This window comes from Micromonospora sp. CPCC 205561 (genome assembly GCF_036906775.1).
Classification (GTDB): domain Bacteria; phylum Actinomycetota; class Actinomycetes; order Mycobacteriales; family Micromonosporaceae; genus Micromonospora.
In genome coordinates this window covers 274557-296248 of record NZ_JBAKHV010000001.1, presented here as the reverse complement: position 1 = coordinate 296248, position 21692 = coordinate 274557, and the positions used below count along the sequence as shown (strand labels likewise).

23 protein-coding genes are annotated in these 21692 nt (G+C 75.5%); 7 read left to right on the top strand and 16 right to left on the bottom strand.

Going from position 1 to position 21692, the window contains the following annotated elements; genetic code table 11:
• Positions 1–232 precede the first annotated feature (232 nt).
• The 3 genes from V6V16_RS01350 to V6V16_RS01340 all read left to right on the top strand — a co-directional run bounded on the left by V6V16_RS01350 (position 233) and on the right by V6V16_RS01340 (position 2054).
• The gene (locus V6V16_RS01350) at positions 233–1243 is read left to right on the top strand and encodes a hypothetical protein (RefSeq protein WP_334558684.1); all 1011 of its coding nucleotides are present in this window, start codon (positions 233–235) and stop codon (positions 1241–1243) included.
• A gap of 12 nt (positions 1244–1255) precedes the next feature.
• A complete protein-coding gene (locus V6V16_RS01345; protein ID WP_334558681.1) occupies positions 1256–1726 on the top strand; it encodes a macro domain-containing protein in 471 nt (156 codons plus the stop codon).
• Positions 1727–1847: 121 nt separating this feature from the next.
• Positions 1848–2054 carry a DivIVA domain-containing protein gene (locus tag V6V16_RS01340; protein ID WP_334558679.1) on the top strand — a complete coding sequence of 69 codons (207 nt, stop codon included), beginning with the start codon at positions 1848–1850 and terminating at the stop codon, positions 2052–2054.
• A gap of 64 nt (positions 2055–2118) precedes the next feature.
• Here V6V16_RS01340 and V6V16_RS01335 read toward each other — a convergent pair whose 3' ends face one another.
• Together V6V16_RS01335 and V6V16_RS01330 are read right to left on the bottom strand one after the other, a co-directional pair.
• On the bottom strand, positions 2119–3294 hold the full coding sequence (locus tag V6V16_RS01335; protein ID WP_334558677.1) for an aminoglycoside phosphotransferase family protein: 1176 nt from the start codon (positions 3292–3294) through the stop codon (positions 2119–2121).
• A 100-nt stretch (positions 3295–3394) separates the two neighbouring features.
• The gene (locus V6V16_RS01330) at positions 3395–4627 is read right to left on the bottom strand and encodes a multidrug effflux MFS transporter (protein WP_334558675.1); all 1233 of its coding nucleotides are present in this window, start codon (positions 4625–4627) and stop codon (positions 3395–3397) included.
• Between the two features lie 79 nt (positions 4628–4706).
• On the opposite strand from V6V16_RS01330, the gene V6V16_RS01325 reads away from it, so the two are divergent.
• Entirely contained in the window at positions 4707–5150 is a 444-nt protein-coding gene (locus V6V16_RS01325; RefSeq protein ID WP_334558673.1) for a MarR family winged helix-turn-helix transcriptional regulator, read from the top strand.
• Positions 5151–5249: 99 nt separating this feature from the next.
• Positions 5250–5768, top strand: coding sequence for a VOC family protein (locus V6V16_RS01320; protein WP_334558671.1), 519 nt, complete (start codon positions 5250–5252; stop codon positions 5766–5768).
• A 1-nt stretch (position 5769) separates the two neighbouring features.
• On the opposite strand, the gene V6V16_RS01315 is transcribed toward V6V16_RS01320, so the two are convergent.
• From V6V16_RS01315 to V6V16_RS01295, 5 genes are all read right to left on the bottom strand, one after another.
• Entirely contained in the window at positions 5770–6585 is an 816-nt protein-coding gene (locus V6V16_RS01315; RefSeq protein ID WP_334558668.1) for a hypothetical protein, read from the bottom strand.
• Between the two features lie 96 nt (positions 6586–6681).
• Positions 6682–7170 (bottom strand): WapI family immunity protein, encoded by a 489-nt coding sequence (locus V6V16_RS01310; protein WP_334558666.1) that lies wholly within the window; start codon positions 7168–7170, stop codon positions 6682–6684.
• Positions 7171–7241: 71 nt separating this feature from the next.
• On the bottom strand, positions 7242–7676 hold the full coding sequence (gene yidD / locus V6V16_RS01305) for a membrane protein insertion efficiency factor YidD (RefSeq protein ID WP_334558664.1): 435 nt from the start codon (positions 7674–7676) through the stop codon (positions 7242–7244).
• Between the two features lie 152 nt (positions 7677–7828).
• Positions 7829–8971 (bottom strand): hypothetical protein, encoded by a 1143-nt coding sequence (locus tag V6V16_RS01300; RefSeq protein WP_334558661.1) that lies wholly within the window; start codon positions 8969–8971, stop codon positions 7829–7831.
• A 300-nt stretch (positions 8972–9271) separates the two neighbouring features.
• Positions 9272–11650 carry an acylase gene (locus V6V16_RS01295; RefSeq protein WP_334558659.1) on the bottom strand — a complete coding sequence of 793 codons (2379 nt, stop codon included), beginning with the start codon at positions 11648–11650 and terminating at the stop codon, positions 9272–9274.
• Between the two features lie 176 nt (positions 11651–11826).
• On the opposite strand from V6V16_RS01295, the gene V6V16_RS01290 reads away from it, so the two are divergent.
• On the top strand, positions 11827–13350 hold the full coding sequence (locus V6V16_RS01290) for a gluconokinase (RefSeq protein ID WP_334558656.1): 1524 nt from the start codon (positions 11827–11829) through the stop codon (positions 13348–13350).
• 56 nt (positions 13351–13406) lie between these two features.
• Here V6V16_RS01290 and V6V16_RS01285 read toward each other — a convergent pair whose 3' ends face one another.
• From V6V16_RS01285 to V6V16_RS01275, 3 genes are read right to left on the bottom strand one after another with little or no spacing between them, the layout of a single operon-like run.
• Positions 13407–13691 carry a putative quinol monooxygenase gene (locus tag V6V16_RS01285; RefSeq protein WP_334558653.1) on the bottom strand — a complete coding sequence of 95 codons (285 nt, stop codon included), beginning with the start codon at positions 13689–13691 and terminating at the stop codon, positions 13407–13409.
• 35 nt (positions 13692–13726) lie between these two features.
• Complete coding sequence (locus V6V16_RS01280) at positions 13727–14485, bottom strand: MerR family transcriptional regulator (RefSeq protein ID WP_334558652.1); 759 nt, start codon at positions 14483–14485, stop codon at positions 13727–13729.
• A 49-nt stretch (positions 14486–14534) separates the two neighbouring features.
• The gene (locus V6V16_RS01275) at positions 14535–15074 is read right to left on the bottom strand and encodes an ArsR/SmtB family transcription factor (protein WP_334558651.1); all 540 of its coding nucleotides are present in this window, start codon (positions 15072–15074) and stop codon (positions 14535–14537) included.
• Between the two features lie 56 nt (positions 15075–15130).
• Between V6V16_RS01275 and V6V16_RS01270 the strand changes: the two genes are divergently transcribed.
• Positions 15131–16045 carry a S41 family peptidase gene (locus V6V16_RS01270; protein WP_334558649.1) on the top strand — a complete coding sequence of 305 codons (915 nt, stop codon included), beginning with the start codon at positions 15131–15133 and terminating at the stop codon, positions 16043–16045.
• Between the two features lie 21 nt (positions 16046–16066).
• Here the strand turns inward: V6V16_RS01270 and V6V16_RS01265 are convergent, their stop codons facing one another.
• The 6 genes from V6V16_RS01265 to V6V16_RS01240 form a co-directional block, all read right to left on the bottom strand.
• Positions 16067–17623 (bottom strand): hypothetical protein, encoded by a 1557-nt coding sequence (locus tag V6V16_RS01265; RefSeq protein ID WP_334558648.1) that lies wholly within the window; start codon positions 17621–17623, stop codon positions 16067–16069.
• A 61-nt stretch (positions 17624–17684) separates the two neighbouring features.
• Positions 17685–18794, bottom strand: a complete 1110-nt coding sequence (locus V6V16_RS01260) for a hypothetical protein (protein ID WP_334558646.1) — start codon at positions 18792–18794, stop codon at positions 17685–17687.
• Positions 18795–18873: 79 nt separating this feature from the next.
• Positions 18874–19347, bottom strand: coding sequence for a hypothetical protein (locus tag V6V16_RS01255; RefSeq protein ID WP_334558644.1), 474 nt, complete (start codon positions 19345–19347; stop codon positions 18874–18876).
• Positions 19348–19583: 236 nt separating this feature from the next.
• Complete coding sequence (locus tag V6V16_RS01250; RefSeq protein WP_334558642.1) at positions 19584–19817, bottom strand: zinc-ribbon domain-containing protein; 234 nt, start codon at positions 19815–19817, stop codon at positions 19584–19586.
• 66 nt (positions 19818–19883) lie between these two features.
• Positions 19884–20723, bottom strand: coding sequence for a sugar phosphate isomerase/epimerase family protein (locus tag V6V16_RS01245; RefSeq protein ID WP_334558640.1), 840 nt, complete (start codon positions 20721–20723; stop codon positions 19884–19886).
• 59 nt (positions 20724–20782) lie between these two features.
• Positions 20783–21664 (bottom strand): SRPBCC family protein, encoded by an 882-nt coding sequence (locus V6V16_RS01240; RefSeq protein ID WP_334558638.1) that lies wholly within the window; start codon positions 21662–21664, stop codon positions 20783–20785.
• Positions 21665–21692: the final 28 nt, after the last annotated feature.

Sequence of the window (21692 nt, the reverse complement as noted above, 5' to 3'; positions counted from 1 at the left end):
TCAAAGGCGAGTCCCTCGCCGCCTAGGAACGGCGAACCGATTCGGGCAAGGAACGCTCAGGCGGCGTCGGCGTCCGGAGCGAATCTGACGTCGAGTCTCATGCTGAGCGCCCGCCCGGTGCAGCGTCTCCTCCTCCCGTCCACCCGCCGGACGGACCCTGGCCCGGTGGGATGACGAGGACGCCAACCCGGGCAGAGCCGTTGCCTCTGTGCCCGGTGGATAGCATCGCGCGATGCAACCGACCTATGCGACCTTCGCCGGGCGCTCGGCGGTGACCGCGAATGCCGTCCTGCGCATCGACCGCGGCACCCCGACCCGGGGCTATCTCACGCTCGACGCCGACGGCTGCGTGGAGATGACGTTCGACGTTCCGGCGGCGGACGCCGGCGGGGAGGCCACCCTCGGGATCGTGGCGCTGGTGTCCAGGTTGGGCGGCGCGGTCGGGTTCGCGCCGCTCGACATCACCGTCAACGACCGTTGCCTGGTACACGGCTGGCGCATCCCGGGCGGCGGCGACCTCTTTCAGCAGATGGACTTCGTCGTACCCGCCGGACGGCTGCGGCCGGGCGCCAACACGCTCCGGCTCGCCACTGCCGTCGACGCCCGCAGCACGCTCTGGCTGAACCGGATCACCATCGACGCGGTGTTCGACCGGGGCCGATCCGCGCGGGCCATGGGCCAGCGCGAGGCCGAGGAACCGGTGCTCCGGTACTCGACGCGCATCTTGCCGGCCAGGGGCCGCCGGTGGCAGCCCGGCCCGGACATCACCGTGTATGTGGACCGGGGCGAGCAGAGCCTGCTCACGGACCTCGCCTGGGCGGACGCCTCCGGCGCGGAGTACGCGGTCACCCTCACCTCCGAGCTGGACGCCTTCTACGGCTGGTGCCGACCGGCTGGCGCGAAGCCTCCGTGTGAGATCCGGGGCGAGCTGACCGGGCGGTGGCGGGCCGATCACCCCGACGCCGCCGTGGCGAGGCGCTCGTTCGAGACGGAGGAGGGGTGGGGCGGCGGCTGGCACCGCTCGAACGAATTCGTCTTCGCGATCGGCGCCGACTCGTTGCTACTGACCAGGGCCAGTTGGCGCGACAAGCGGGGCAACACCGGAACGGTCGCGTTCACCGGCCCCGGCGACGCCTTCGTCGGCACGTACCAGCGGGTGGGCGAGGGCGCCATCGGCTACCGTGGCCGCTCGCCCAAGGTGACCAAGGGTGAACAGCCCAAGGGTGGTGTCACAGCCGGCTGACAGCATGGTGCGGTGATCGGCATCCGGCACGGCGACCTGCTCGACGCGGACGTCGAGGCTCTCGTCAACCCCGTCAACACCGTCGGCGTGATGGGCAGGGGCCTCGCCCTGGCCTTCAGGCGGGCCCACCCCGCGAACTTCACCGCCTACCGCGCCGCGTGCGCCGCCGACACCGTCCACCTCGGGCGGATGTTCGTGTACGACTCCGGCGTGCCGGGCCGGCACCGCTACGTCATCAAATTCCCGACCAAGGGTCACTGGCGCTCGTCGTCACGCCTCGCCGACATCGCGGCCGGGCTGCCCAAGCTGGTACGCGTCCTGCGCGACAACCGCATCGCCTCGGTGGCGGTACCGGGGCTCGGCTGCGGCAACGGCGGCCTCGACTGGGCCGAGATCCGCCCCCTGATAGAGGCCGCTCTCGCCGACCTGCCGGCCGGGCCTGCTCCTCCTCGACCTCGACGACGTACGACAATCGGCAGATGAGGTGGCGGCGGCCCTCGCCCGCTTCGGAGGAAGCCACTTCAGAGACGTCCGGCAACTACGCCGAGAGCGGTTCGACTCACCCGACTTCAGCATCGGGCTGCGCGGTTACGACCCGGCGCGGGTGGACGAGCTGATCCGGCGGGGACAGGACGCGCTGATGGCGAAGGAGACATGGCAGCGTTACCGGGCCAAGGCCGAGCTTGACGAGGCGCGCGCCGCCCTTCCCGTTGCCGTGCGCGGCTACGACCGCGGACAGGTCGACGCGTTGCTGGAAGAACTGTCGGCCACGCTGGCAAGGTGGGGCGACGAGGACGCCAAGCCTGCGTGAGCCGTCCCACCACCGGATCGGGCCCGCCGGGCGTGCGGGTGTCCCTGCATCCCGGACAGGGGAGTCAGGGGGCAGCGGACGCGAGTGCCCGCTCAAGGTAGGTGTCGACGTCGGTCGCGTGGTAGACCCGCTCGCTCGCCTCGATGCCGTCGAGGAACATCGCGTACACGGCCGCCATCCGCAGCGCCGCGACCGGCCGCAGCAGCCCCACGGCCCGCTCCGGCGCGCACCCCGGCACGTCGGCCCGCCACCGGGCGCACCACTCGGCGAGCACCGGGGAGGCCGCGTCGTCCGGCAGCCCCTCGGCCAGCCGCAGCGCGTCGAACGCCGGGTGTCCCACGAACGCGTCGCCCCAGTCGATGACGACATGCCGGCCGACGTCGGCGCGCACGTTGCCGGGGTGCAGGTCGCCGTGCACGAGCGTCTCCGGCAGCCCGCACCCGCGCACCTCGTCGAGCCGCGCCTCCAGGCCCGCCAGCAGGGACGCCACGGAAGAGGTGTCGTGAGCGGCGAGCCGGTCGCGGATCCAGGTTGGCAGGGCGTGGGCGCGCAGGTCGGGCACGCCCGCCGCGACCAGTTCCGCCACGTCCGGGACGGACCGTAGCTGCACCGGATGGAAGCCGGCGGCCATCGCCAGCCGCTCCTGAATCGGCGCCCCGTAGCGGTCCTCGCCGGGTACGTGCTCGATCAGCATCCGGCCGTCGCCGTCGTCGGCGAGCAGCGTCGACGTCCTCCCCGGCGCGGCCCGGCCGAGCCAGCGCAGCACCGCGGCCTCGTGCCGGAAGAACGGCGGTATCTGCTTCAGCCAGGCCGTCCCGCCCGGGCCGTCGAGCCGCCAGACCGCCGAGAGGTTCCAGGTGCGCTGCTGGGCGGCGGTCTGCGCCGGGCGGCCGAGCCGCCGCAGCTGCGCCGTCGCCCAGGCAAGGCTGCGCGCCGGTCCGCCGGGCTCGGCGTAGGGGGCGCGCAGCGGGTCCGCCGGCAGGTCGAGCTTCGCCGGTACGAGCGGCGTGGCGGGTCGCGCGTCGACCTGTGCGAGGTACGTGACCGCGCCGCCCATCGGCTGCGGCGCGTCGCCGGTCAGCAGGCGGAGCACGGCCACGTCGACGCCGTACCGCCGGCGGGCCTCGGCCACGACGGGGCCGACCTCCTGCCACCAGGGCGACGGGACGTCGAACGGCGGTAGGGCTCCCAGCGGGGCGCCGCCGGCGTCGACCAAGACGAGGGTCACGGTGCGGGACACGCCGGCACGCTACCGCCGGCCGCCGGGCCCCGGCGAGGGGTTAACCGGCGGGTGCGGGCGGGGCCATCAGTGCGGCGGCCCGCACCGGGGGGAAGGGTCGTCAGCGGCGGCGGGTTCGGGCCAGGGTGCCGACGACGGCGAGGCTGGCGACCGCCGCCCCCGCGACCACCACGGCCATCGGGACGGCGCTGCCCTCGCCGCCGAGCCCGACCAGCGGCGCGGCCATCGCTCCCACCAGCGACTGGATGGTGCCGAGCAGCGCGGCGGCCGTGCCGGCGTGGGCGGGGTGCCGGTCCAGGGCGAGCGCGGTGCCGTTCGGCATCACCATGCCGAGCGAGCCGACGAAGACGAAGAGCGCCACCGCCACCAGCGGCAGGCTGCCGAGGAGCGCGCCCACGAGCAGGACGGCGGCGGCCAGCAGCCCCACGCCCAGCGGGCGCACCAGCAGCGTACGGGGCTCGAACCGGTCCAGCAGGCGGGCGTTGAGCTGGCCGGCGGCGACCAAGGCGAGCGCGTTGACGCCGAAGACGAGGCTGAACGCGCCGGCCGAGACGCCGAAGACGTCCTGGAAGACGAAGGACGACCCGGAGATGTAGGCGAACAGCGCGGCGAAGGCGAGGCCCTGCGCCAGCGCGTACCCCAGGAAGATCCGGTCGGTGAAGAGCGAGCGGGCGGCGGTGGCCGTGGCGGCGAGGCCGCCGGTGCTGCGCCGGGCCGGGGGCAGCGTCTCCGGCAGCCGCCACGCCACGGCGGCGGCGAGCAGCGCGCCGATCACCGCGAGGGCGACGAAGACCGTACGCCAGTCGCCGAAGCGCAGCACCAGGCTGCCGAGGGCGGGGGCGGCCATCGGGGCGATGCCGAATACCAGGGTGAGCCGGGAGAAGTACTTCGCGGCCTCGCGGCCGGCGTAGAGGTCGCGGACGACGGCGCGGGCGACGACCACGCCCATGCCGCCGGCGAAGCCCTGCGCGAGCCGCGCCGCGGCCAGGGTCTCGGCCGACGGCACGGCCGCGCAGACCAACGACAGCAGGGTGTACGCGGCGACGCCGACCAGCACCGGGCGGCGCCGCCCGAAGCGGTCGCTGAGCGGCCCGGTGACGAGTTGGCCGAGGGCCATGCCGATCAGGCAGGTGGTGAGGGAGAGCTGGATCTGCGCCTGGCTGGCGGAGAGGTCGCGGGTCATCTCCGGGAACGCCGGCAGGTAGGTGTCCAGGGAGAGCGGCCCGAACGCGGTGAGCGTGCCGAGCAGCGCCAGCAGCACGGCGGCGGCCCGCCCGGTGGGCGCGGCGACGCGCTCGTCCGGCCGGACGGGCGGCGCGGTGGCGTGCGGCATGGTGGTCCCCTCGCTGACGGCTCGACCGGCATACGATAGCTCTGAGATCAGAGCTATTGCACCGACGGAGGGCCTTCCTGTGACGGACGAGACGGTCGACCAGCTGGGCGGGGCGCTCGGCGACCTGCACCGGATGCTGCGCCGGGCCGCCACCCAGCGGGCCGGTCGGGTCGCCCTGCCCGACGCCCAGGTGGAGGTGCTGCGCCTGGTGCAGCGGTGGCCGGGGATCGGCGTGCGCGAGGCGGCCGAGCGGTTGGGCACCGCGCCGAACACGGTCAGCACCCTCGTCGGCGAGCTGACCGCCGCCGGCCTGCTGTGCCGGGAGCGGGATCCGGCCGACCGGCGGACGGTCCGGCTGGAGCTCACCGTCGCGGCCCGGGAGCGGATGGCCGCGTACGGGCGGCACCGGCGCGACCTGATCGGCGCCGCGCTGGCCGAGCTGGACGGCCCGGACCGCGACGCGCTGCTGGCCGCCGCCCCGGCGCTGCGCCGCCTCGCCGACACGATGGCGGGCCGGCACTGAGCCCCGGGGGCCGCGGGCCGGGAGCGCCGCCGCGCCGAGGCGTCGGGTGCCGGCGTTACGGTGACGGCGAACGGCACCCGGTCGTAGCTGGAGGTTTCGATGACCGATCACGTCCGCGAGCCCGACGCCCGCCCTCCCGGGGGCCGGCCGATGGAGCAGCGGATCAGCCTGGTCACCCTCGGGGTCGCCGACGTGGCCCGGGCCCGCGCCTTCTACGAGCGGCTCGGCTGGCGCGGGCAGGAGGTCGAGGAGACCGTCTTCTTCCAGGCCGGCGGGCTGGCGCTGGTGCTCTGGGGGCGGGAGAGGCTGGCCGCCGACGCCGGTGTGCACGACGGGGGCGCGGGCGGGTTCGGCGGGGTGACGCTGGCGCAGAACGTGCGCTCCCGGGGCGAGGTCGACGATCTGCTGGCGGCGGCGGCCGGCGCCGGGGCGGAGGTGACCGTGCCGGCGCGCGAGACCTTCTACGGCGGCTACGCCGGCTGCTTCGCCGACCCGGACGGGCACGTCTGGGAGATCGCCTGGAATTCGGGCTTCCCCCTCGGCCCGGACGGCTCGCTCACCGTCCCCGACCTCGGCGGGGCCGCCGGGCCCACGGAGGGCGGCAGCGGCCCGGGGTGACTCAGGCGTCCGGCCGGCCGACCCGGGCCGACCGGCGCCGCGACCCACCGGCCGCGGCCCGGTGCCGGCGCCGCCATCGGGCAAGGGTCGCCGCGGTGACCAGCCCGGTGCCCAGCAGCGCGATCACCGTGCCGACGACCCACTGGGTCACCGCCCAGCCACCCCGGGTCGCCTCGCGCGCGGTGTAGGCGCCCGTCCTGGTCACCGTGATCTCGATGTCCACCCGCTCCCGGGGCATCAGCAGCGCCTCGGAATCGGCCGCGAGAACCGAGACGCTCGCGACGAGCGGGTAGGTGCCGGGCCGGGTGGCCTCGACGAACCAGGCCCAGTAGGCCACGTCGTCGCGCTCGGTCAGGGGCTGCGCCGGGTCCCCGCCCGCGTCGACCGACCGGACGGTCATCGCCTCGGGGTTGCCGCCGGCCAGGTCGATCCGCACCCGGGCTCCGAGCGGGACGGCCACCGGCTCGCGGCTCGCATCCGGGACCGGGCCGGTCCCGGTCGTCGCCGTGCCGGCCGGGCAGGCTACGCCGCTGTCCGGGCCGCACGCCCAGATCCCGATCCTGCTCTCCTCGCCGACCCTCACCCGCCGTTCGGCCGCCACATGGAGGGTGCCGGGGAAGAGGGCGGACCGGCTGGCACGGATTCGCGCCTGATACTCGACCTGGTCGGAGGGGCTGCCCGGGTTGTCCGACGAATGGACGATGGCGGCGACGGCGAAGGCCAGTGCCACGAGGGTGACCCCGGCACCGAGCAGCGCCAGCGTCCAGACCCGTCGCGGTCTCCACCGTCGGATCTCCGTCCGCTCCTCGCCGGCCATCCCGCCCCCTGCGCTTCGTCGTCCGTCCAGTGTCGCCGCGCCGCCCCCACGCGATGGCCCGCCAGCCGGGAAGCCGACTTGCGAGCGGGCCGTCCGTCAGCAGGTGGCCCGGCGGGGGTACGCGTCGGTTTCCCGCGCCCACTGCTCGGCGGCCGCCGAGAGGGCGTCCGCGGAGACGGTGAGCGTCAGCGGGTAGACGGCGCCCGGCGGCTGCCGCCGCATCCACGGCGGCAGCGACTCGTACGCGAACTCGACGGTCAGCGCCAACCGCCGGCGCCGCAGCACGCGGGTGCGGAAGGCCAGGTTGGGCTCGGTGAAGCGGGCCACCGCGGCGGGCTCCGCCGGATCGCCGGTCGTCTCGGCCTGCTGCCGCAGCCAGCCCGCCAGCGCGTACGCCTCGGTGACGGTCAGGCAGGGCTCGAAGTGCGACCACGCCTGCCCGTCGGCGGTGCGGGCGTCGGTTTCGATGAGCAACCAGTCGTCCCACTCCGCCGCCTCGTCCGGGTCGTCGGGCGGCTCGACTCCGGGCTGGTAGCCCACCGGCCGGATCCTCACCCGGGCCCCGTCGTCGGAGCGGATCTCCATGCCTCCATCATGGCCGATCCGCACCGCGCCGGTGGGGCATCCACGCAGGTCAGGGCAGCCGCCCGGGCGGTTCAGCGGACGGGGTCGTGGGTGCCGCACCGCACCCCGGGCCGGCAGCGGCGCAGTCGGTCGGCGGCCATCCGCCCGCCCACGGCGAGCCCGTAGCGCTCCACGGCGGCCAGCCCGTACGCGCTGCACGTGGGGGCGAAGCGGCAGCGGCCCGGCCAGCGGTGCGACAGCCAGCGCCGGTAGCCGAGGATCGCGGCCCGCCCGGCCCGGTCCACCAGCGGCGCCCGTCCGGCGCGAGCGGTCGGCGCCGAGGCCCGGCCGGGTGCCACGAGCCGGGCGAGCAGCGCACCGAGGGTGAGCAGGAACGAGAAGAGCCCCAGGTCGCAGCAGGGCACGTCGCAGTCGCACGCGTCGCAGTTGAGCACGTCGCAGTTGTCGAAGTGGTCCCTCTTCTTCTTGCGACGGCGGTTGCCTCTCAGGTTGATCACAGGGAACATCATGCGACGGCCGCGCCACCCGCGAATCCTCGGGCGGTGCCCGGGGTGGCCGGTCCGGGATGTCCCCCATGGAACACGGTCGGCCTGCCCGGGTTCCGGGGCATGGCCGTGGACCCTGGACCCGCCGACTGCCCGTCGAACGGGCGGAAAGGTCAGCGCCCGAGCGTGCGGCGCACCCCGTCGTGCGCGGCGCAGGCGTCGCGCCGCCCGCCGGTGAGGCTGACGGAGCCGTCGCGGCACTGCACCAGGTAGCCCCGGCCGGCCCAGAACTCGGGCACGCAGTCGAACCAGTCGCAGACCTCGGCGGCCGGCCGGCGGATGCGGTCGCCGCCGCAGAAGTCGTACCCCATCGGGTTGTCGGGGGCGCCGCAGAGCCGCTTCCCGGCGGGCGTCGGCGTGGGCGGCGTGGTGCCGCGTCGCGGCTTCGACGCGACCGGGCCCCGGACCGGGGCGGCCGGGAGGGCCACCGGCGGGGCGCTCCCGGCGGGCGCCGGGGTGGCGGCGACGGCGACCTCGGGGCGGGTCGGGTCGGAGGGGTCGGTGTCCAGCAGAGCGGCGGGCACCAGCAGGGCGATGCCGGCGGCGACCGCCACGGTGCGTCGGCCACCGGGTACGAACGCGAGGGGCCGGGCCTGCGCCGGGGTCGCGATCAGCGGCCGGAACGGCTTGAGCTGCGCGTGCTCGGCGATGGCCTCGTCGATCTGGTCGAGCACGGCGCCGCGCTGCTCGATGGCGTCGGCGAAGGCCAGGGTCAGCTTGAAGCGGAAGTCGGCGGCCACGTCGGGGGGGAGCATCAGCCCGGAGGCGCGCCGCCGGTCCAGCACCTGGATCAGGGTGACCGGCGCGTGCGGGTCGTGGGCCAGGCCGGTCATCTTCCCGTACGCCCAGTCGCGCCGGCCGCGCCCGCCGAGCAGCACCAGCCGGCGGTTGGTGATCACCGCCAGGCCGGCGTCGGCGACCCGGATGCCGTCGGGCCGGCGGGGCCGCGGCGGCGTGGCCGCCGGGGCCACGGTCAGGTCGGGTGCGGGCAGCACCGTGGTGTGCCGCACCTCGACCAGTTGGGCGGCCGGCAGCACCCAGAACACCGCCTCGTCGGGCGCCAGTCCCAGCGGCAGGCCGGCGCCCGCCGCCGCCGAACCCTGGAAGTTCTCGGCCAGGCCGCGCAGGCGGCGCAGTTCGTCGTCGCGCCGTCGCCATGCCTGGTCGGCGCTGCGGAACACCCGCCGCCGCCGTTCGTTCTGCCGGTGCGCCCACCGGTACCGCCAGGTCGAACCCGTCGAATCAGTCCTTGCCACGCCGACTCCTTCGCCGCGCAGGCCACCAACCGGGGTGTCACAGGTGTCAACTGCGACAACGGCCGGCGGGGGCACGCCGCAACGGGCAAAATGGCCGAACGGCGGGCCAAATCGGGCGATAGGTGGATTTCGCCGAGTCGATTCGCGTCCGTCGGGCGTGTCGACGGGCGCGCGGGCGCGACGGTGGCGGGCGGCCCCGCGCCACTCCCGGGTGGCGCGGAGGTCAGCCCGGGCCGCGCGGACGCGTTCGCGCCCGCCCGGTCGCCGGAACCGGGCTGGCGCGACGCGCCGCGGCGGGTGTCAGTTGCGGCGGCCCTCCCCCACCCGGTAGGTGCGCAGGTTCGGGTCGGCCTCGATCTGCGCCTCGGTGTACTTGATGGTGTCCCAGCCCTTGCCGGAGTAGAGCCGGGTCTGGTCGGCGTACCAGGGCGAGTTCGGGTTGGACGACTGGGAGTAGGTGAGGATCTGCCGCCCGGAGGGACCGTGGCGACCCAACTCGACGGCCATCACGAAGGACGAGCCGTGCACCACCTTCGGGTAGCCGACGCCGGGCGCCAGCGGGCCGATGATCATGTTGAAGACGCCGGCCTCGGCGCGCCCGCCATGGACGGGGATGCGCCGGTCGCCGCGCGGTTCGGTCTGGATGTCGCCCAGGCGCGCGTCGAGCGGGATGCCGGCGAGCCTGCGGACCGCGTCGGCGAGCGCGGTGAGCACCCGCGGGTCGGCGGTGTTCAGCCGGCTCGGGGTACGCACCGGGTCGGCGGCGTCGAACGCGTCGGCGAACCGGAGGCCGCCCGACAGGGCGAACTCGGTGAACAGGTGCGCGCCCCGGCTGCCCAGGTCGACGCGCAGGTCCCAGCCCCGCAGGGCCGCGCAGGCCCCGCGCAGGTCGACGGTGCTGCCGTCCGAGGCGGTCGCGGTGGGGTGCGCGGCGCAGAGCGCCACCAGGTCGTCGCGGGCGAGTTCGCCGCCGTACGCGCGGTTGCCGAAGACGGTCTGCCAGAGCCGGGACGTGGTGTAGCCCCGCCCGGGCAGCCCGTCGGTGCCGGCGAGCCGCTCCCGCACCTGCTCCACGCCGAGCCGGGTACGCAGGCTGCGCTCGGTGCGCTCGTTGCCGATGATCCGCGGGTAGCCCTCCAGCGGCGCCTCCGGGTTGGCCAGCCAGTGGCTGTCGTTGGAGTTGGTCACGTAGTCGGCGCGGAACAGAAGCGGCAGGTTGGCCGGGCCGAGGATGCCGGGCACCGCCGCGTCGCGGTCGCGGCCCAGCGCGCAGGCCGACCGGGAGCCGTCGAGGACGGCCTGGCCGCTGCTGGCGTAGAGCGGCTGGAACCGCGCGGGGATGCAGGCGGCGGCCAGCTCGTCGGTGACCCGGGGCACCACCGAGTGGTCGGCGTAGAGCGCCTCGCCACGGGCGTCGGCGGCGATCACGTTCACCCAGGGCAGGAACTGGTGCCGGTCGAGGACCCGCTTCAGGTCGCGTACGGTCTTCGCCCGGCCCATCTGGAGCCAGCCGTCGAAGGCGCGGTTGTTTGTCGCGTTGACGTCGGTGATCGCGTACGCGGCGGTGGTGGTCCAGTCGAAGGTGCCGGGGACGACGACCACCGGGCCGAAGTGGGTGTCGTGGAAGGTCCGGCTGACCGGCACGGTGCCGCCGCCCGGGGCGGGCACCCGGACGGTGACCGTGCGGGTGGTCATCTTCCGGGCCTCGCCGTCCACGTAGTAGGAGGTAGGGTCGCCGGGGACCAGCGCGAGCCGGTGCCAGACGAAGCGCCGGGCGGTGGAGACGGTGTGGCTCCAGGCGAGCGTGCGGTTGTGCCCGATCTCGATGATCGGGTCGCCGACCAGCGCCGCGCCCTCCACGTCGTAGCGGCCGGGAACCTTCAGGTGCATGCGGTAGAAGCGTTCCGCCCCCTCCCACGGGAAGTGCGGGTTGGCCAGCACCATCCCGCCGCCGTGCGTGGTGGCCCGCGCGCCCAGCCCGTACGCGTTGCTGCCGACGCCGGCGGGCGCGCCGTCGCGGGCGGCGAGGACCGCCGCGGCGCCCGGCGCGTCGAGGGCGGCGGCCGGGCCGGTGGCCGTGGGCGGGGCGGCGGCGACGATCCCGTCGAGCACCGCCCGCGAGCCGGCCCGGACCATGCTCGCCCAGCTCGCCCGCCACATGTCCAGTTCGGTCAGCGGACGCACCCACGGCCTGCCCCGGCAGGCCGGGTCGGTGAGGTTCGCCGCGCCGGTGCGGCGCAGATAGCTGTTGTAGCCGGCGACGAAGCCACGGATCTGGTCGCGGACCTCCTCGGACGGGGAGTGCACGCCGTCGCGGGGCCCCCGCAGCAGCCGCTCCGCCGTGCCGTCGTCGATCGCCTTGCGGAAGAACAGGTCGCTGCGGACGTTCGCGTCCGTGGGGCTCGCCGCTCCGAAGTAGCGGGACCGCTCGGCGTTGACCGTGACGACCTTCTCCGCGATGACGCAGATGTTGTCCTCCGCCTGCACGTGACCGACGCCGAAGCCGAGGCTGGCGAAGGTGCGGGCGGTGATGTGCGGGACGCCGTAGGACGCCCGGCGGATCTCCGCCGAGTAGCCGCCGTCACCGTGCCGCGCGGCGGCCGGCGGAACGCCGGCGACCGCCGTGGTGACGACCGTGGCGAGGGCGGTGACCAGCGCGCACGCCGGCTTTGGCCTCATCGGTTCTCCTCCTGTGTCGGGACGAACGCGTGGGATGCTCGCGGCTGCTCCCGCATTCTCGCCGCGCGAGCGCGCGTCGAGGAAGACCCCGCCGGCAAACGGGTTGTTCCCCCACGGGTCGTCCGGGCGCTGGGTAACGTCAGCGGCACCCGGGGTCAGCGAAGGGGGTGGAACCGTTGGCCGACCCGCGCCGCCCGCTGGTGATCGGCGTCGACATCGGCACCACCAGCACCAAGGCCGTGGCGTACGACGTGGACGGTGTCCAGCTGGCCCACCACTCGGTGGGGTACCCGCTCGACGAGCCCCAGCCCGGCTACGCCGAACAGGACGCCCGGCACATCTACGCGGCGGTGCTGGAGTCGGTCCGTACGGTGGTGGCGGAGACGCCCCCGTCGATCGCCGGGCTGTCGTTCAGCACGGCCATGCACAGCCTGATCGGGCTGGATCCGGACGGCCACCCGCTCACCCCGTCGCTCACCTGGGCGGACGCGCGGGCCAGCCGGCAGGCCGAGCGGCTGCGCGCGGCCCCGTCGGGGCTGGCGCTGCACCGCCGCACCGGCACCCCGGTCCACCCGATGGCTCCGCTGCCCAAGCTGCTCTGGTTCGCCGAGCAGGAGCCGGCGCTGTTCGGCCGCGTCGCGTACTGGGTGGGCATCAAGGACTGGGTGCTGCTGCGGCTCTGCGACGCCCTGGTGACCGACCACTCGGTCGCCTCCGCCACCGGGCTGATGGACCTGCGCCAGCTCTCCTGGGACGAGGAGGCACTGGGCGTCGCCGGGATCACCGCGGCGCAGTTGCCGGAGCTGGTGCCCACCACCACCGTGCTGCCCGGCCTCACCGCCGAGGCCGCGGCGGCGACCGGGCTGCCCCGGGACACGCCGGTGGTCGTCGGCGCCGGGGACGGTCCGCTGGCCAACCTCGGGCTCGGCGCGGTCGCCCCGGGCGTGATGGCCTGCACGGTCGGCACCAGCGGCGCCATGCGGGTGATGGTGGAGCACCCCGCGGTCGACCCGCTCGGCGGGGTGTTCTGCTATGCGCTGACCGAGCGGCGCTGGGTGGTCGGCGGGGCGATCAACAACGGCGGCATCGTGCTGGACTGGGTCGGCGAGGCGCTCGCGCCGGAGCTGGGCGACCACGCCGAGGAGGAACTGCTCGCGGTGGCCGCCCGGGCCCCCGTCGGCTCCGGCGGCCTGATCATGCTGCCGTACCTGCTCAACGAGCGCGCCCCGCACTGGAGCGCGCTGCCGCGCGGCGCGTACGTCGGGCTGACCACCGGGCACCGCCGGCCGCACCTGGTGCGGGCCGCGTTGGAGGGGGTCTGCCAACAGCTGGCGCTGGTGCTGGCCTCGGTGCGCGCCGCCGGCAACGAGGTCCTGGAGATCCGGGCCAGCGGCGGCTTCGCCCGCAGCCCGCTGTGGCGGCAGATGCTCGCCGACGTGCTCGGCATGCCGGTGCGCTTCCCCGCCGGGCACGAGGGCTCCGGCTTCGGCGCGGCGCTGCTGGGCATGCAGGCGCTCGGGCTGATCCCCTCCGTCGACGTCGCCGCCGATCTGGTACGGATCGAGCAGACCGCCCGCCCCGCCCCGGCCGCCGCCGCCACCTACGCCGCCCTGCTGCCGCTCTTCTCCGAGCTGTACGAGGCGCTGGCCCCCACGTTCGCCTCGCTGCGCCGGCTCGCCCCCGGCCTGTCGCCGGACTGACCGCCGCCCCGGCCCGCCGGCGCGGGACGGGGCGGGGCGGCGCGGGGCGGGCCCGGTCAGGGGGCCTCGACGGCGGAGATGAGGTACCTCCGCACCTCCGCCCCGAGGATGGCGACCGCCTGCTCATCGGCGGGGCCCGCGCCCCGGAACTCCAGCAGCCGCGTCTCGGACTCCCAGCGCTCGTAGACGTTGATCCGGCCCGGCTCCACCAGGTCGGCGCTGATCGCGAAGTCGACGCAGCCCGGCGCGGAGCGCGCCTGCCGGACCACCTCCACGCAGTCGGCCAGGTAGGCCTCCCGCCGGTCCGGATCGACGTAGAGACTGCCGGCGACGATGAGCATCGGTGACCTCCGGGAGGCGGGCGCGCCGCGCCCGGTCAGGCGCGGGTGATCGCGTTGGCGTGGATCGCGTCGCGCAGGTACGCGGCCGATCCCGGCCTGATCCTCTCGAAGTACGCGGCGAACCGCTCGTCCGCCAGGTACATGTCGGCCAGCCCGGTGTGGATCTCGTACGAGCACTCGTAGAACCAGCGGCTGATCAGCTGCCGGTGCTCCTCGGCCAGGTCCATCGCCGCCTGGCTCTCCGGCGGCGCGCCGGCGGCGACCACCTCGACGAAGCGCCGCCCCCAGTCCTCGTTCTCGGCCTTGTTCCGCAGCCAGTCCTCCCTGGTGTAGCGGGACACGCGCCGGTTCGACTCCCGGTACGCCTCGCTGCCGCCCCAGCGCCGCTCGGCCTCCTCGGCGTGCGCCTCCGGGTCGAAGTCGCCGAAGACCTCGAAGCGCTCCTGCGGGGTGAGTGGAATGTTCAACCTGCTCGCCTCCATCGCGAACTCGATCGCCGCGACCATCTCCTGGAGCCTCCTGATCCGTGCGGTCAGCAGCTCGTGCTGGCGGCGCAGGTGCGCCGCCGGGTCGCCCGCCGGGTCGTCGAGGATCGCGGCGATCTGCTCCAGCGGGAACCCCAGCTCCCGGTAGTAGCGGATGTGCTGCAACCGCTGCAGGTCCGCGTCGTCGTAGCGCCGGTAGCCCGTGCCGCTGCGCCCGCCGGGCGAGAGCAGCCCGATCTCGTCGTAGTGGTGCAGCGTCCGCACGGTCACGCCGGCCGCCTTCGCCACCTGTCCCACCGTGTAGGCCATGGTCCCCTCCCTTCCGGCAACCAGGCTCCAGCCTGCCGTTACGTGAGGGTCAAGCCTCATTCTGCGCCGCTGCGGGCGCCGGCGTCTGCCGGTAGAGGGCGACCAGCACGCCGTGGCGGGGCTCGCCCTCGCCGGCGTCCTCGGCGTCGTCGACCAGCTCGCTGAGCGCGGCGCCGAGCCGCGCGGCCTGGGCCGCGGTGAGGCGCAGGTGGCGCAGGTGCAGCAGCGGCTCGTCGGCGGCGGATACCTCCTCGGCGACCGCGCCGAGCATCGCGGCGGTCGCGGCGGCGTGCCCGGGCGCGACGCGCATCCGCCGGGCGCTGCGCTGGTAGTACTGCTCGGTGCCGCCGCGGACCTGCCGGGTGTGCACGACCCGGACCATCTCGGCCTCGCGCAGCACCCTGAGGTGGTGGCCGACGTTGCCCTTGGCCGCGCCGAGCGTCGCCGCGAGCTGGCTGATGGTGGCGGGACGCTGCCCGAGCGCGAAGAGCAGCCGCTGGCGCAGCGGGTGCCCGAGCGCCCTGAACTGGGCCGGGGTGGTGACCTCCAGCAGCTCGTCGGGCGGCTGTCCGGCGGGGGGCGACGTCATGCCGAAAGTGTCTGCGTCTCTTGACGCTTTGTCAACGCGGCTGCTCTACTGCCGGCATGACAACCCTCGACACCCGGGCGGAGCCCGGCACGCAGGAGGAGATCGCCGAGGTCGTCGAGCGCACGGCCCGGCTGGTCGACGAGCACTACGTCCTGCCGGACGTCGCCGCCCGACTCGCCGGGCTGCTCCGGGCGGAGGCGGCGCGGCACCGGCGGGAGCGGTCCTGGTCGACGCTCGCCGGGGCGCTCACCCGTACGCTCCGGTCGCTCAACGGCGACCGCCACCTGGGGGTCAGGTTCCACGACCGGCCGCTGCCGGAGGGCGGCGGCGATCCGCTCGCCGACGACCTGCCCCGGATGGCCCGCGCCAGCCTGGGCGGCATCCACCGGGTGGAGCGGCTCAGCGGCAACGTCGGCCTGGTGCGGATCGAACCCGCGCTCTTCTCCCCGACCCTCGCCGGGGCGGCGATGACCGCCGCGCTGCGCCTGGTCGCCGACGCCGACGCCCTGGTCCTCGACCTGCGCGAGACCATCGGCGGCGACCCGGAGATGGAGGCGCTGGTCTGCGGGCACCTCTTCGACCGGCCGACGCACCTCTACACGATGCGCCAGCGCGACCGGCCGGACCGGCAGTTCTGGAGCCCTGCGCCGCTGCCCGGCGCCCGGTTCGGCGGCGAGCGCCCGCTGGCCGTGCTCACCAGCGCGACGACCTTCTCCGGCGGCGAGTCACTCGCGTACGCGCTCCAGCAGCACGGCCGGGCCACGGTCGTCGGGGAGCGGACCGGAGGCGGCGCCCATCCCCGCACGGGCTTCCAGGTGCACCCGCACCTGCACCTCTCCGTGCCGGTGGCCAGCCCGGTCAACCCGGTCAGCGGCACCAACTGGGAGGGTGCCGGGGTGGCCCCCGACGTCGAGGTCCCGGCCGCCGACGCCCCGGCGGTCGCCCACCGCCGGCTCGCCGCCGGCGCCTGAGCCGGGCGACCGTGGCCCGGGTCAGGCCCACTCCTCGTCGGCGTCGGCGCCCCCGGGTCCCGTCCCGCCCGGCACGGGTCGCGGGGTGGCGCCCTCCGGGCCGGGCGGAGGCGCGGCGGCGGCCGGCGGGCCGCCGTGGGTCCACGGCGTCTCCTCGACCGCCGGGAAGGCCCCCGCCGGCATGAACGCGTCCGACAGGGTGGTGTAGCAGAGTCGCTCCCCCACCTCCGGCACGCTGCCCGGCGGCGCGGTCAGCCCCCGACCCATCCCGCCGGAGAGCTCCAGCACCACCTCGGTCCTGCCGTCCGCGGCCGGCGTCACGAAGACCACCCGGGCCTTCTGCGCCGGCCGGGCCGGCGAGTGCAGCGCCGCGCCGACCGGCACGAGCACCGGCTCGGCGGTGACGAGCTGGATGCGGGGTCGCAGCACCGGTCGCTTGCCGGTGTCGTCCACCCGCTTCGGGTCCGCCAGGAGCACCTCGCCGACGAACGCCTCGCCGGTCAGCCGGTGCTCCGCCATCACCAGCGGGTCGTCGTAGGCGCGCTGCACGGCGTACGAGGTCAGGGCCCGCTCCAGCCGGTGCAGCCGCTGGGCGGCGGAGACCGCCCCGTCGCGGCGGGGCTGCGGCGCGCCGCCGGCGTCGACGTGCTCCGCGTAGCCGGTGAAGGCGTCCTTGTCGCCGTCCCAGCGGCCGGCCACCCGGGCGCCAGGGGCCAGGCCGCGCAACAGCCCCACGCCGCGCCACACCAGCTCCCAGGTGGGCGCGAGCTGGTCGTGCAGCAGCCTTTCCAGCTCCGCGTACGCCTCGGCGCGCGCCACCGGGTCCCCTTCGGCAGCGGCGTACGCGGCGACGGCCGGGGCGAGCCGGCGGTTGTCGAAGTCGGGGTCGGTGGCCGGGCCGGCCGGCGGGCAGCGCTCCGGGTCCTCGGCCCGGGCCGCCGCCTCGACGCCGGTGAGCCCGGTCGGCGGGTCGATCCAGCCGAGCAGCGCCGGCAGGTGCAGGTCCTCCACCGCACTCTGTCCGGTGGCCCAGTGCAGGGCCAGCGCGTCGGTCATCGCCACCAGCGCCGACGAGCCGGGATGCTCGGCCCGCTCGGCGAAGAAGGTCAGCCAGCGCCCGAGCACCGGCACCGCCGGGTGCACCGGATAGTCGCCGTCGGCACGGCGGAAGCGGGTGGAGCGGCCGAACAGCCGCAGGAAGGCGATCCCGGCGGGGTTCGGCACCAGCAGCTGCGGGGCGTCGGCGTGGCGGTACCGCACGTCCCTGCCCCGGTCGGCCGGCACCGCTTCCGACACCCCCCGGAACCCGTCCAGGTAGGGCAGCACGATCGCGGCCAGCTCGGCGGCGAACGCGAACCGCTGGTCGCGGTTGCGGGGCTGCGCCACGATCAGCAGCCGCGCCGCGTCCGGGGCGTCGCCGACCATCGCCGCCAGCGGGGCGTTCGCCTCGCCGGCCATCGCCAGCGGCACCAGCACCAGCGGGCGCTCGGCCAGGTGCAGGTGCCGGACGGTCGCCACCGGCCGGGCCACCCCGGCGGCGAGCGCCTCGGCCTTCGCGAGCGCGCGGAGGGTGCTCACGCGATCCCACCCGGCGTGCGGCGGGCCCGGACCGGTGCGGCGTGGGCCGCGGGCGGCGTACTCATGCGGGGGTTCCGGCCAGGGCCTCGGCGCGCAGCCGCGCGGCGGCGCGCAGCCGCGCGGCCGCCTCCTCGCGCCCCGGGTCCGGCGCGCGTTCCCCGGCGGCCAGCGCCAGCACCTCGTCGACGTCGGCGATCCCGCCCAGCGCCTCCCGGACGGGCCGGCCGAGCGCGCCGGTGTGGCCGCGCGCCTCGTGCCGGCAGAAGTACGCCAGCTCGCACGCCGCGAGGCAGTCCGGCGCGTAGCGGGCCTCCACCCGGGAGAGCGCGGCGAGCAGCGCCGCGGGCTCGGCGGTCAGGTCGGCGGTGAAGTCCTCGGGCACGGCGGCCAGCAGCGCGTCCACCCGGGCCGTCCGGTCGAGCTGGCGACGCAGCACCAGCAGCTGCTTGCGTACGTCGACCAGGCTGGCCACCGGCTGGTTGGCGAAGTCGCGGGGGCAGACCAGCACCGCGTCGTGCGACACCAGCTCCGGGTCGTGCCCGGCGGCGGCGAGCAGCTCGCGCAGGGCCAGCACGTAGACGGCGGCCTGGATCGCGGCGGCCGACACCTTGGCCGGGTCGGCCTGCCCGTCCACCACCGGGAACGACTTGATCTCCACCACGTGGAACCGGCCGGCGAGCCGGGCGGCCACCAGGTCCGGTTCCAGGTGCACCCGGCTGCCGGCGACGTCCAGGCCCAGCAGCGGGTGGTCGAAGAGCGCCGCGGCGTCCTCCGCTCCGCCGGAGGTGGCGCGGGTCAGCAGCTCGGCGGAGCGCCGGTGCCGGGCGGCCGTGTCGTCCGCGACGCCGTCGCCGAGATCCGTCCAGCTCGCCGCCGCCGGCACCGGTACGCCCAACCGCTCGGCGACCAGCCGGAGCAGCTCCGCCCCGTTGTCGGCCTTGACCTGGGCCTCGAACGCGTTGCCCCGGGTGATGGCGAACCGGGACTGCCCGAACCGGGCGGGGAACCCGATCCGCTCAGCCAGCTTCGGCTTGTCCACCCCGGCGCCGTCCAGCACGGCCCGCCGGGTGCAGCCCGGGTTGCCGGTCAGGGCGGCGATGGTGCGGGCGTTGTGCCGCTTCGGCGGCACGCCCCCACGGATCGCGGCCAGTCGCTCCTCGCTGCTCGTCACGATCCGCCACGATAGGCGGTCACCGCCGCCCGCGCCGGGCACCGCCCCGGCCGGCGGCACCCGGTCGACGGTGCCCGGGTCAGAGCAGGGTGGTGAACGGCACCACGAGACCGCAGCAGAGCAGCCCGATGACGCCGAACGTGAGCAGCGCGATGCTGTAGTTCGACCAGAGCCCGAACCTCGTCACGTCGGTGCCGTGCGCGTCGTGGACGCGGTTGCGCCAGCCGCCGAAGCGGAACGACAGGTGGTGCGCCGCGCCGGGGTGGGCGACCAGCGCCGTGGTGATCAGCGGGAGGCCCATGAAGTCGGTGTAACGGACGTCGTGCGGGCCGGCGGAGATCACCACGTACCAGGTGCCCTCGCCGGGGATCGGCACCTGCTGGCCGTCGACCTTGAGCCTGCTCGTGGTCGGGGCGGGCACCAGGTACGGCCCACGGTTCACGGTGACGACGAGCACCGCGTAGCCCGGCGGGGGCGCGATGGGGTGGGGGTACACCAGGGGCGTCACGGCGCCGGGCACCGGCGGGTACGACGCGGGAGGGGGATACGACACGGGCACATCCTCACACGGGCCCGCACGCCGACCGAGCGGCCGGCGATCACAGGGCGGTCACCGGCCGGCGGAGCGGTTCCAGGGCGAGCGGGGCAGGGCGGTGCCGGCCAGCGGTCGGCGGTCGCGCCGACGGCGGCGACGCCCGGGGGTGCAGGGTGGCCGGGAGACGGTGTGCACGGGCGCCGGGGCGGGCTGCCGGCCGATCAGCCAGCAGAGGAAACGGGCCATCGGTCGGCTCAGCCGACCGGGAGGCGGCCGGCCTCGGACCGGGAGATGTCGTACTGGGCGCCGCAGAAGGTGCACTGCTGCACGTAGCGGGTGCGGATCGGGATGATCGGGACGAAGAAGAGGGTGAACCGCGTGGACCGCCGGGTGATCACCTGCGCGGCGTGGTTGTGGCAGTTGCGGCAGACCTGCTGGGCCACGCCGGACTGACTGACCTTGGTGCGGAGCCCGAAGATGAAGAACATCGCTCCGCAGTACCCACTGGGGGGCCGACAATCACCACCCGAATCGCGCGGCGTCGCGCGGACCCGTCAGCCGGCCGAGCTCGCGCGCAGGAAGGCCAGCCCCTCGACGGCGAGGGTGTCGGGGTCCGCGGCGAGGGGCCGCCACACGGACATCGGCACGGCCAGGGCCGGCGCGGTGAACGACTCGATGCTCAGCTGGCCGGAGTAGCCGAGGTCCGCCAGGGCGGCCAGCATCGCCGACCAGTCGAGGTGGTCCCCGCCGGGCACGCCCCGGTCGTTTCCGCAGACCTGCACGTGGACGAGGCGGTCGCCGGCGGCCCGGATGGCGGCGGGCAGGTCGCGTTCCTCGATGTTCAGGTGGAAGGTGTCCAGCGCGATCCCGAGGCCGGCGACGCCGTCGACCACCTCCAGCGCCTGGTCGACGGTGTTGATCAGGCTGGTCTCGTACCGGTTGAGCGGTTCGAGCGCGATCGTCACGCCCCGCCCGGCGGCCTCGTCGGCCAGCGGCCGGAGCCGCTCCACCAGCCGCGCGGTGGCGGCGCGCCGGGCGTCGGGGTCGAGCGGCCACCTCCGGCCGGCCGGGGCGTAGAGCGGGCCGGCCACGACAGCGGCCCCCACCTGGGTCGCGGCCCGCAGGCAGTACCGCACGAAGTCGGTCGTACGGCGTACGACCTCGTCGTCGTCGGCCAGCAGGTCGTGCTCGGGCAGCAGGCCGGCGCAGATGGCGGGCGCCAGGCCCAGCCCGGCGAGCAGCTCGCCGGCCCGCACCGGGTCCCAGTCCCCGGGCGCCTGGACCGGCAGCTCGACGGCGTCGAAGCCCCACGCCCTGATCCGGGGCGCGAGCCGGGCGAGGTCGTCGTCGGTCAGCGGCGCCACCCACGCCCAGGTGTTGATGCCGATCCTCATCGCCGCCCCCTCGCCCGAGATCCGTCGACTGTAGAGGATCTTGCGGGAGCGCGTCGACGTCAGCCCGTCGCCTCGGTGGCCTCCGGCTGCTCCAGGCCCGGCACCTGCGCCGGCAGCCAGATCGGCTGCCAGTCCTTCATCTCGTGGAAGCGGCGCAGCTCGGCCAGCCCCGAGACCGACCCGGCCCAGGCCCCGTACGGCGGGTTCTGCTCGTCGAAGCCGGACTGCGCGAAGGTCAGCTTCGTCTTCCCCTGCGACTCGGCCAGCTCCCAGGTGCTGACGCCCGTCGGCCCCCAGTCCACCGACAGCTTCCGGCCCGGCTCCAGGTCGACGACCCTGGCCGCGTAGCCGGACTCGAAGCCGCCCATGGCGTACCGGCCGCCGACCCAGGGCTCGATGCCGATCGGGTAGCCGAACCAGGCACTGGCCTGCCCGGAGTCGGTCAGCGACTCGAACACCCTCGCCGTCGGCGCGTCGATCAGCAGCTCGCCGCGCAGGTCGGCGGAGGTGAAGTCGACCTTCGGCAGCAGCGGGCGGCCCTCCAGGTGCGCCCCGAGGTTGGCGAGCGACAGGCTCCAGTACGTCTGGAGCACGCCGCGGATCGTGCTGCCGTCCATCGCCTCTGCAAAGTCGAAGTGGCTCTGGCTCAGCGTCAGCACCGTGGTGTCGGGGCCCTCGGCGCGCAGGGCGAACTCGGTGGTGGTCTCCACCCCGTCGAGCAGCCAACCGAAGCGCAGCGTCTCGTCGTCGACGTGCAGCAGCCGCTGGTGCGGGGCGTCGCCCTCGGGAGTGTGGCGCCCCCAGAACTCGTACCGTCGCGGCAGCTCGACCTCGGCGTGCTCGGCGAGCCACCCGCGCAGCTCGGCCGGGTCGGTCAGGGCGCGGCGGACGGCCCCGGCCGGCGCGGCGAGGCGGACGGGCAGCCTCATCGGTTCAGTCACGGTCTTTCCCCTTCGGACAGCGGCCACG

What these genes read in the sequence shown, in the direction of transcription:
- V6V16_RS01350 (WP_334558684.1), top strand. Translation starts at nt 233, where the DNA reads ATGCAACCGACCTATGCGACCTTCGCCGGGCGCTCGGCGGTGACCGCG.
- V6V16_RS01330 (WP_334558675.1), bottom strand. Translation starts at nt 4,627, where the DNA reads ATGCCGCACGCCACCGCGCCGCCCGTCCGGCCGGACGAGCGCGTCGCC.
- V6V16_RS01320 (WP_334558671.1), top strand. Translation starts at nt 5,250, where the DNA reads ATGACCGATCACGTCCGCGAGCCCGACGCCCGCCCTCCCGGGGGCCGG.
- V6V16_RS01315 (WP_334558668.1), bottom strand. Translation starts at nt 6,585, where the DNA reads ATGGCCGGCGAGGAGCGGACGGAGATCCGACGGTGGAGACCGCGACGG.
- V6V16_RS01310 (WP_334558666.1), bottom strand. Translation starts at nt 7,170, where the DNA reads ATGGAGATCCGCTCCGACGACGGGGCCCGGGTGAGGATCCGGCCGGTG.
- yidD (WP_334558664.1), bottom strand. Translation starts at nt 7,676, where the DNA reads ATGTTCCCTGTGATCAACCTGAGAGGCAACCGCCGTCGCAAGAAGAAG.
- V6V16_RS01295 (WP_334558659.1), bottom strand. Translation starts at nt 11,650, where the DNA reads ATGAGGCCAAAGCCGGCGTGCGCGCTGGTCACCGCCCTCGCCACGGTC.
- V6V16_RS01285 (WP_334558653.1), bottom strand. Translation starts at nt 13,691, where the DNA reads ATGCTCATCGTCGCCGGCAGTCTCTACGTCGATCCGGACCGGCGGGAG.
- V6V16_RS01280 (WP_334558652.1), bottom strand. Translation starts at nt 14,485, where the DNA reads ATGGCCTACACGGTGGGACAGGTGGCGAAGGCGGCCGGCGTGACCGTG.
- V6V16_RS01275 (WP_334558651.1), bottom strand. Translation starts at nt 15,074, where the DNA reads ATGACGTCGCCCCCCGCCGGACAGCCGCCCGACGAGCTGCTGGAGGTC.
- V6V16_RS01270 (WP_334558649.1), top strand. Translation starts at nt 15,131, where the DNA reads ATGACAACCCTCGACACCCGGGCGGAGCCCGGCACGCAGGAGGAGATC.
- V6V16_RS01250 (WP_334558642.1), bottom strand. Translation starts at nt 19,817, where the DNA reads ATGTTCTTCATCTTCGGGCTCCGCACCAAGGTCAGTCAGTCCGGCGTG.
- V6V16_RS01245 (WP_334558640.1), bottom strand. Translation starts at nt 20,723, where the DNA reads ATGAGGATCGGCATCAACACCTGGGCGTGGGTGGCGCCGCTGACCGAC.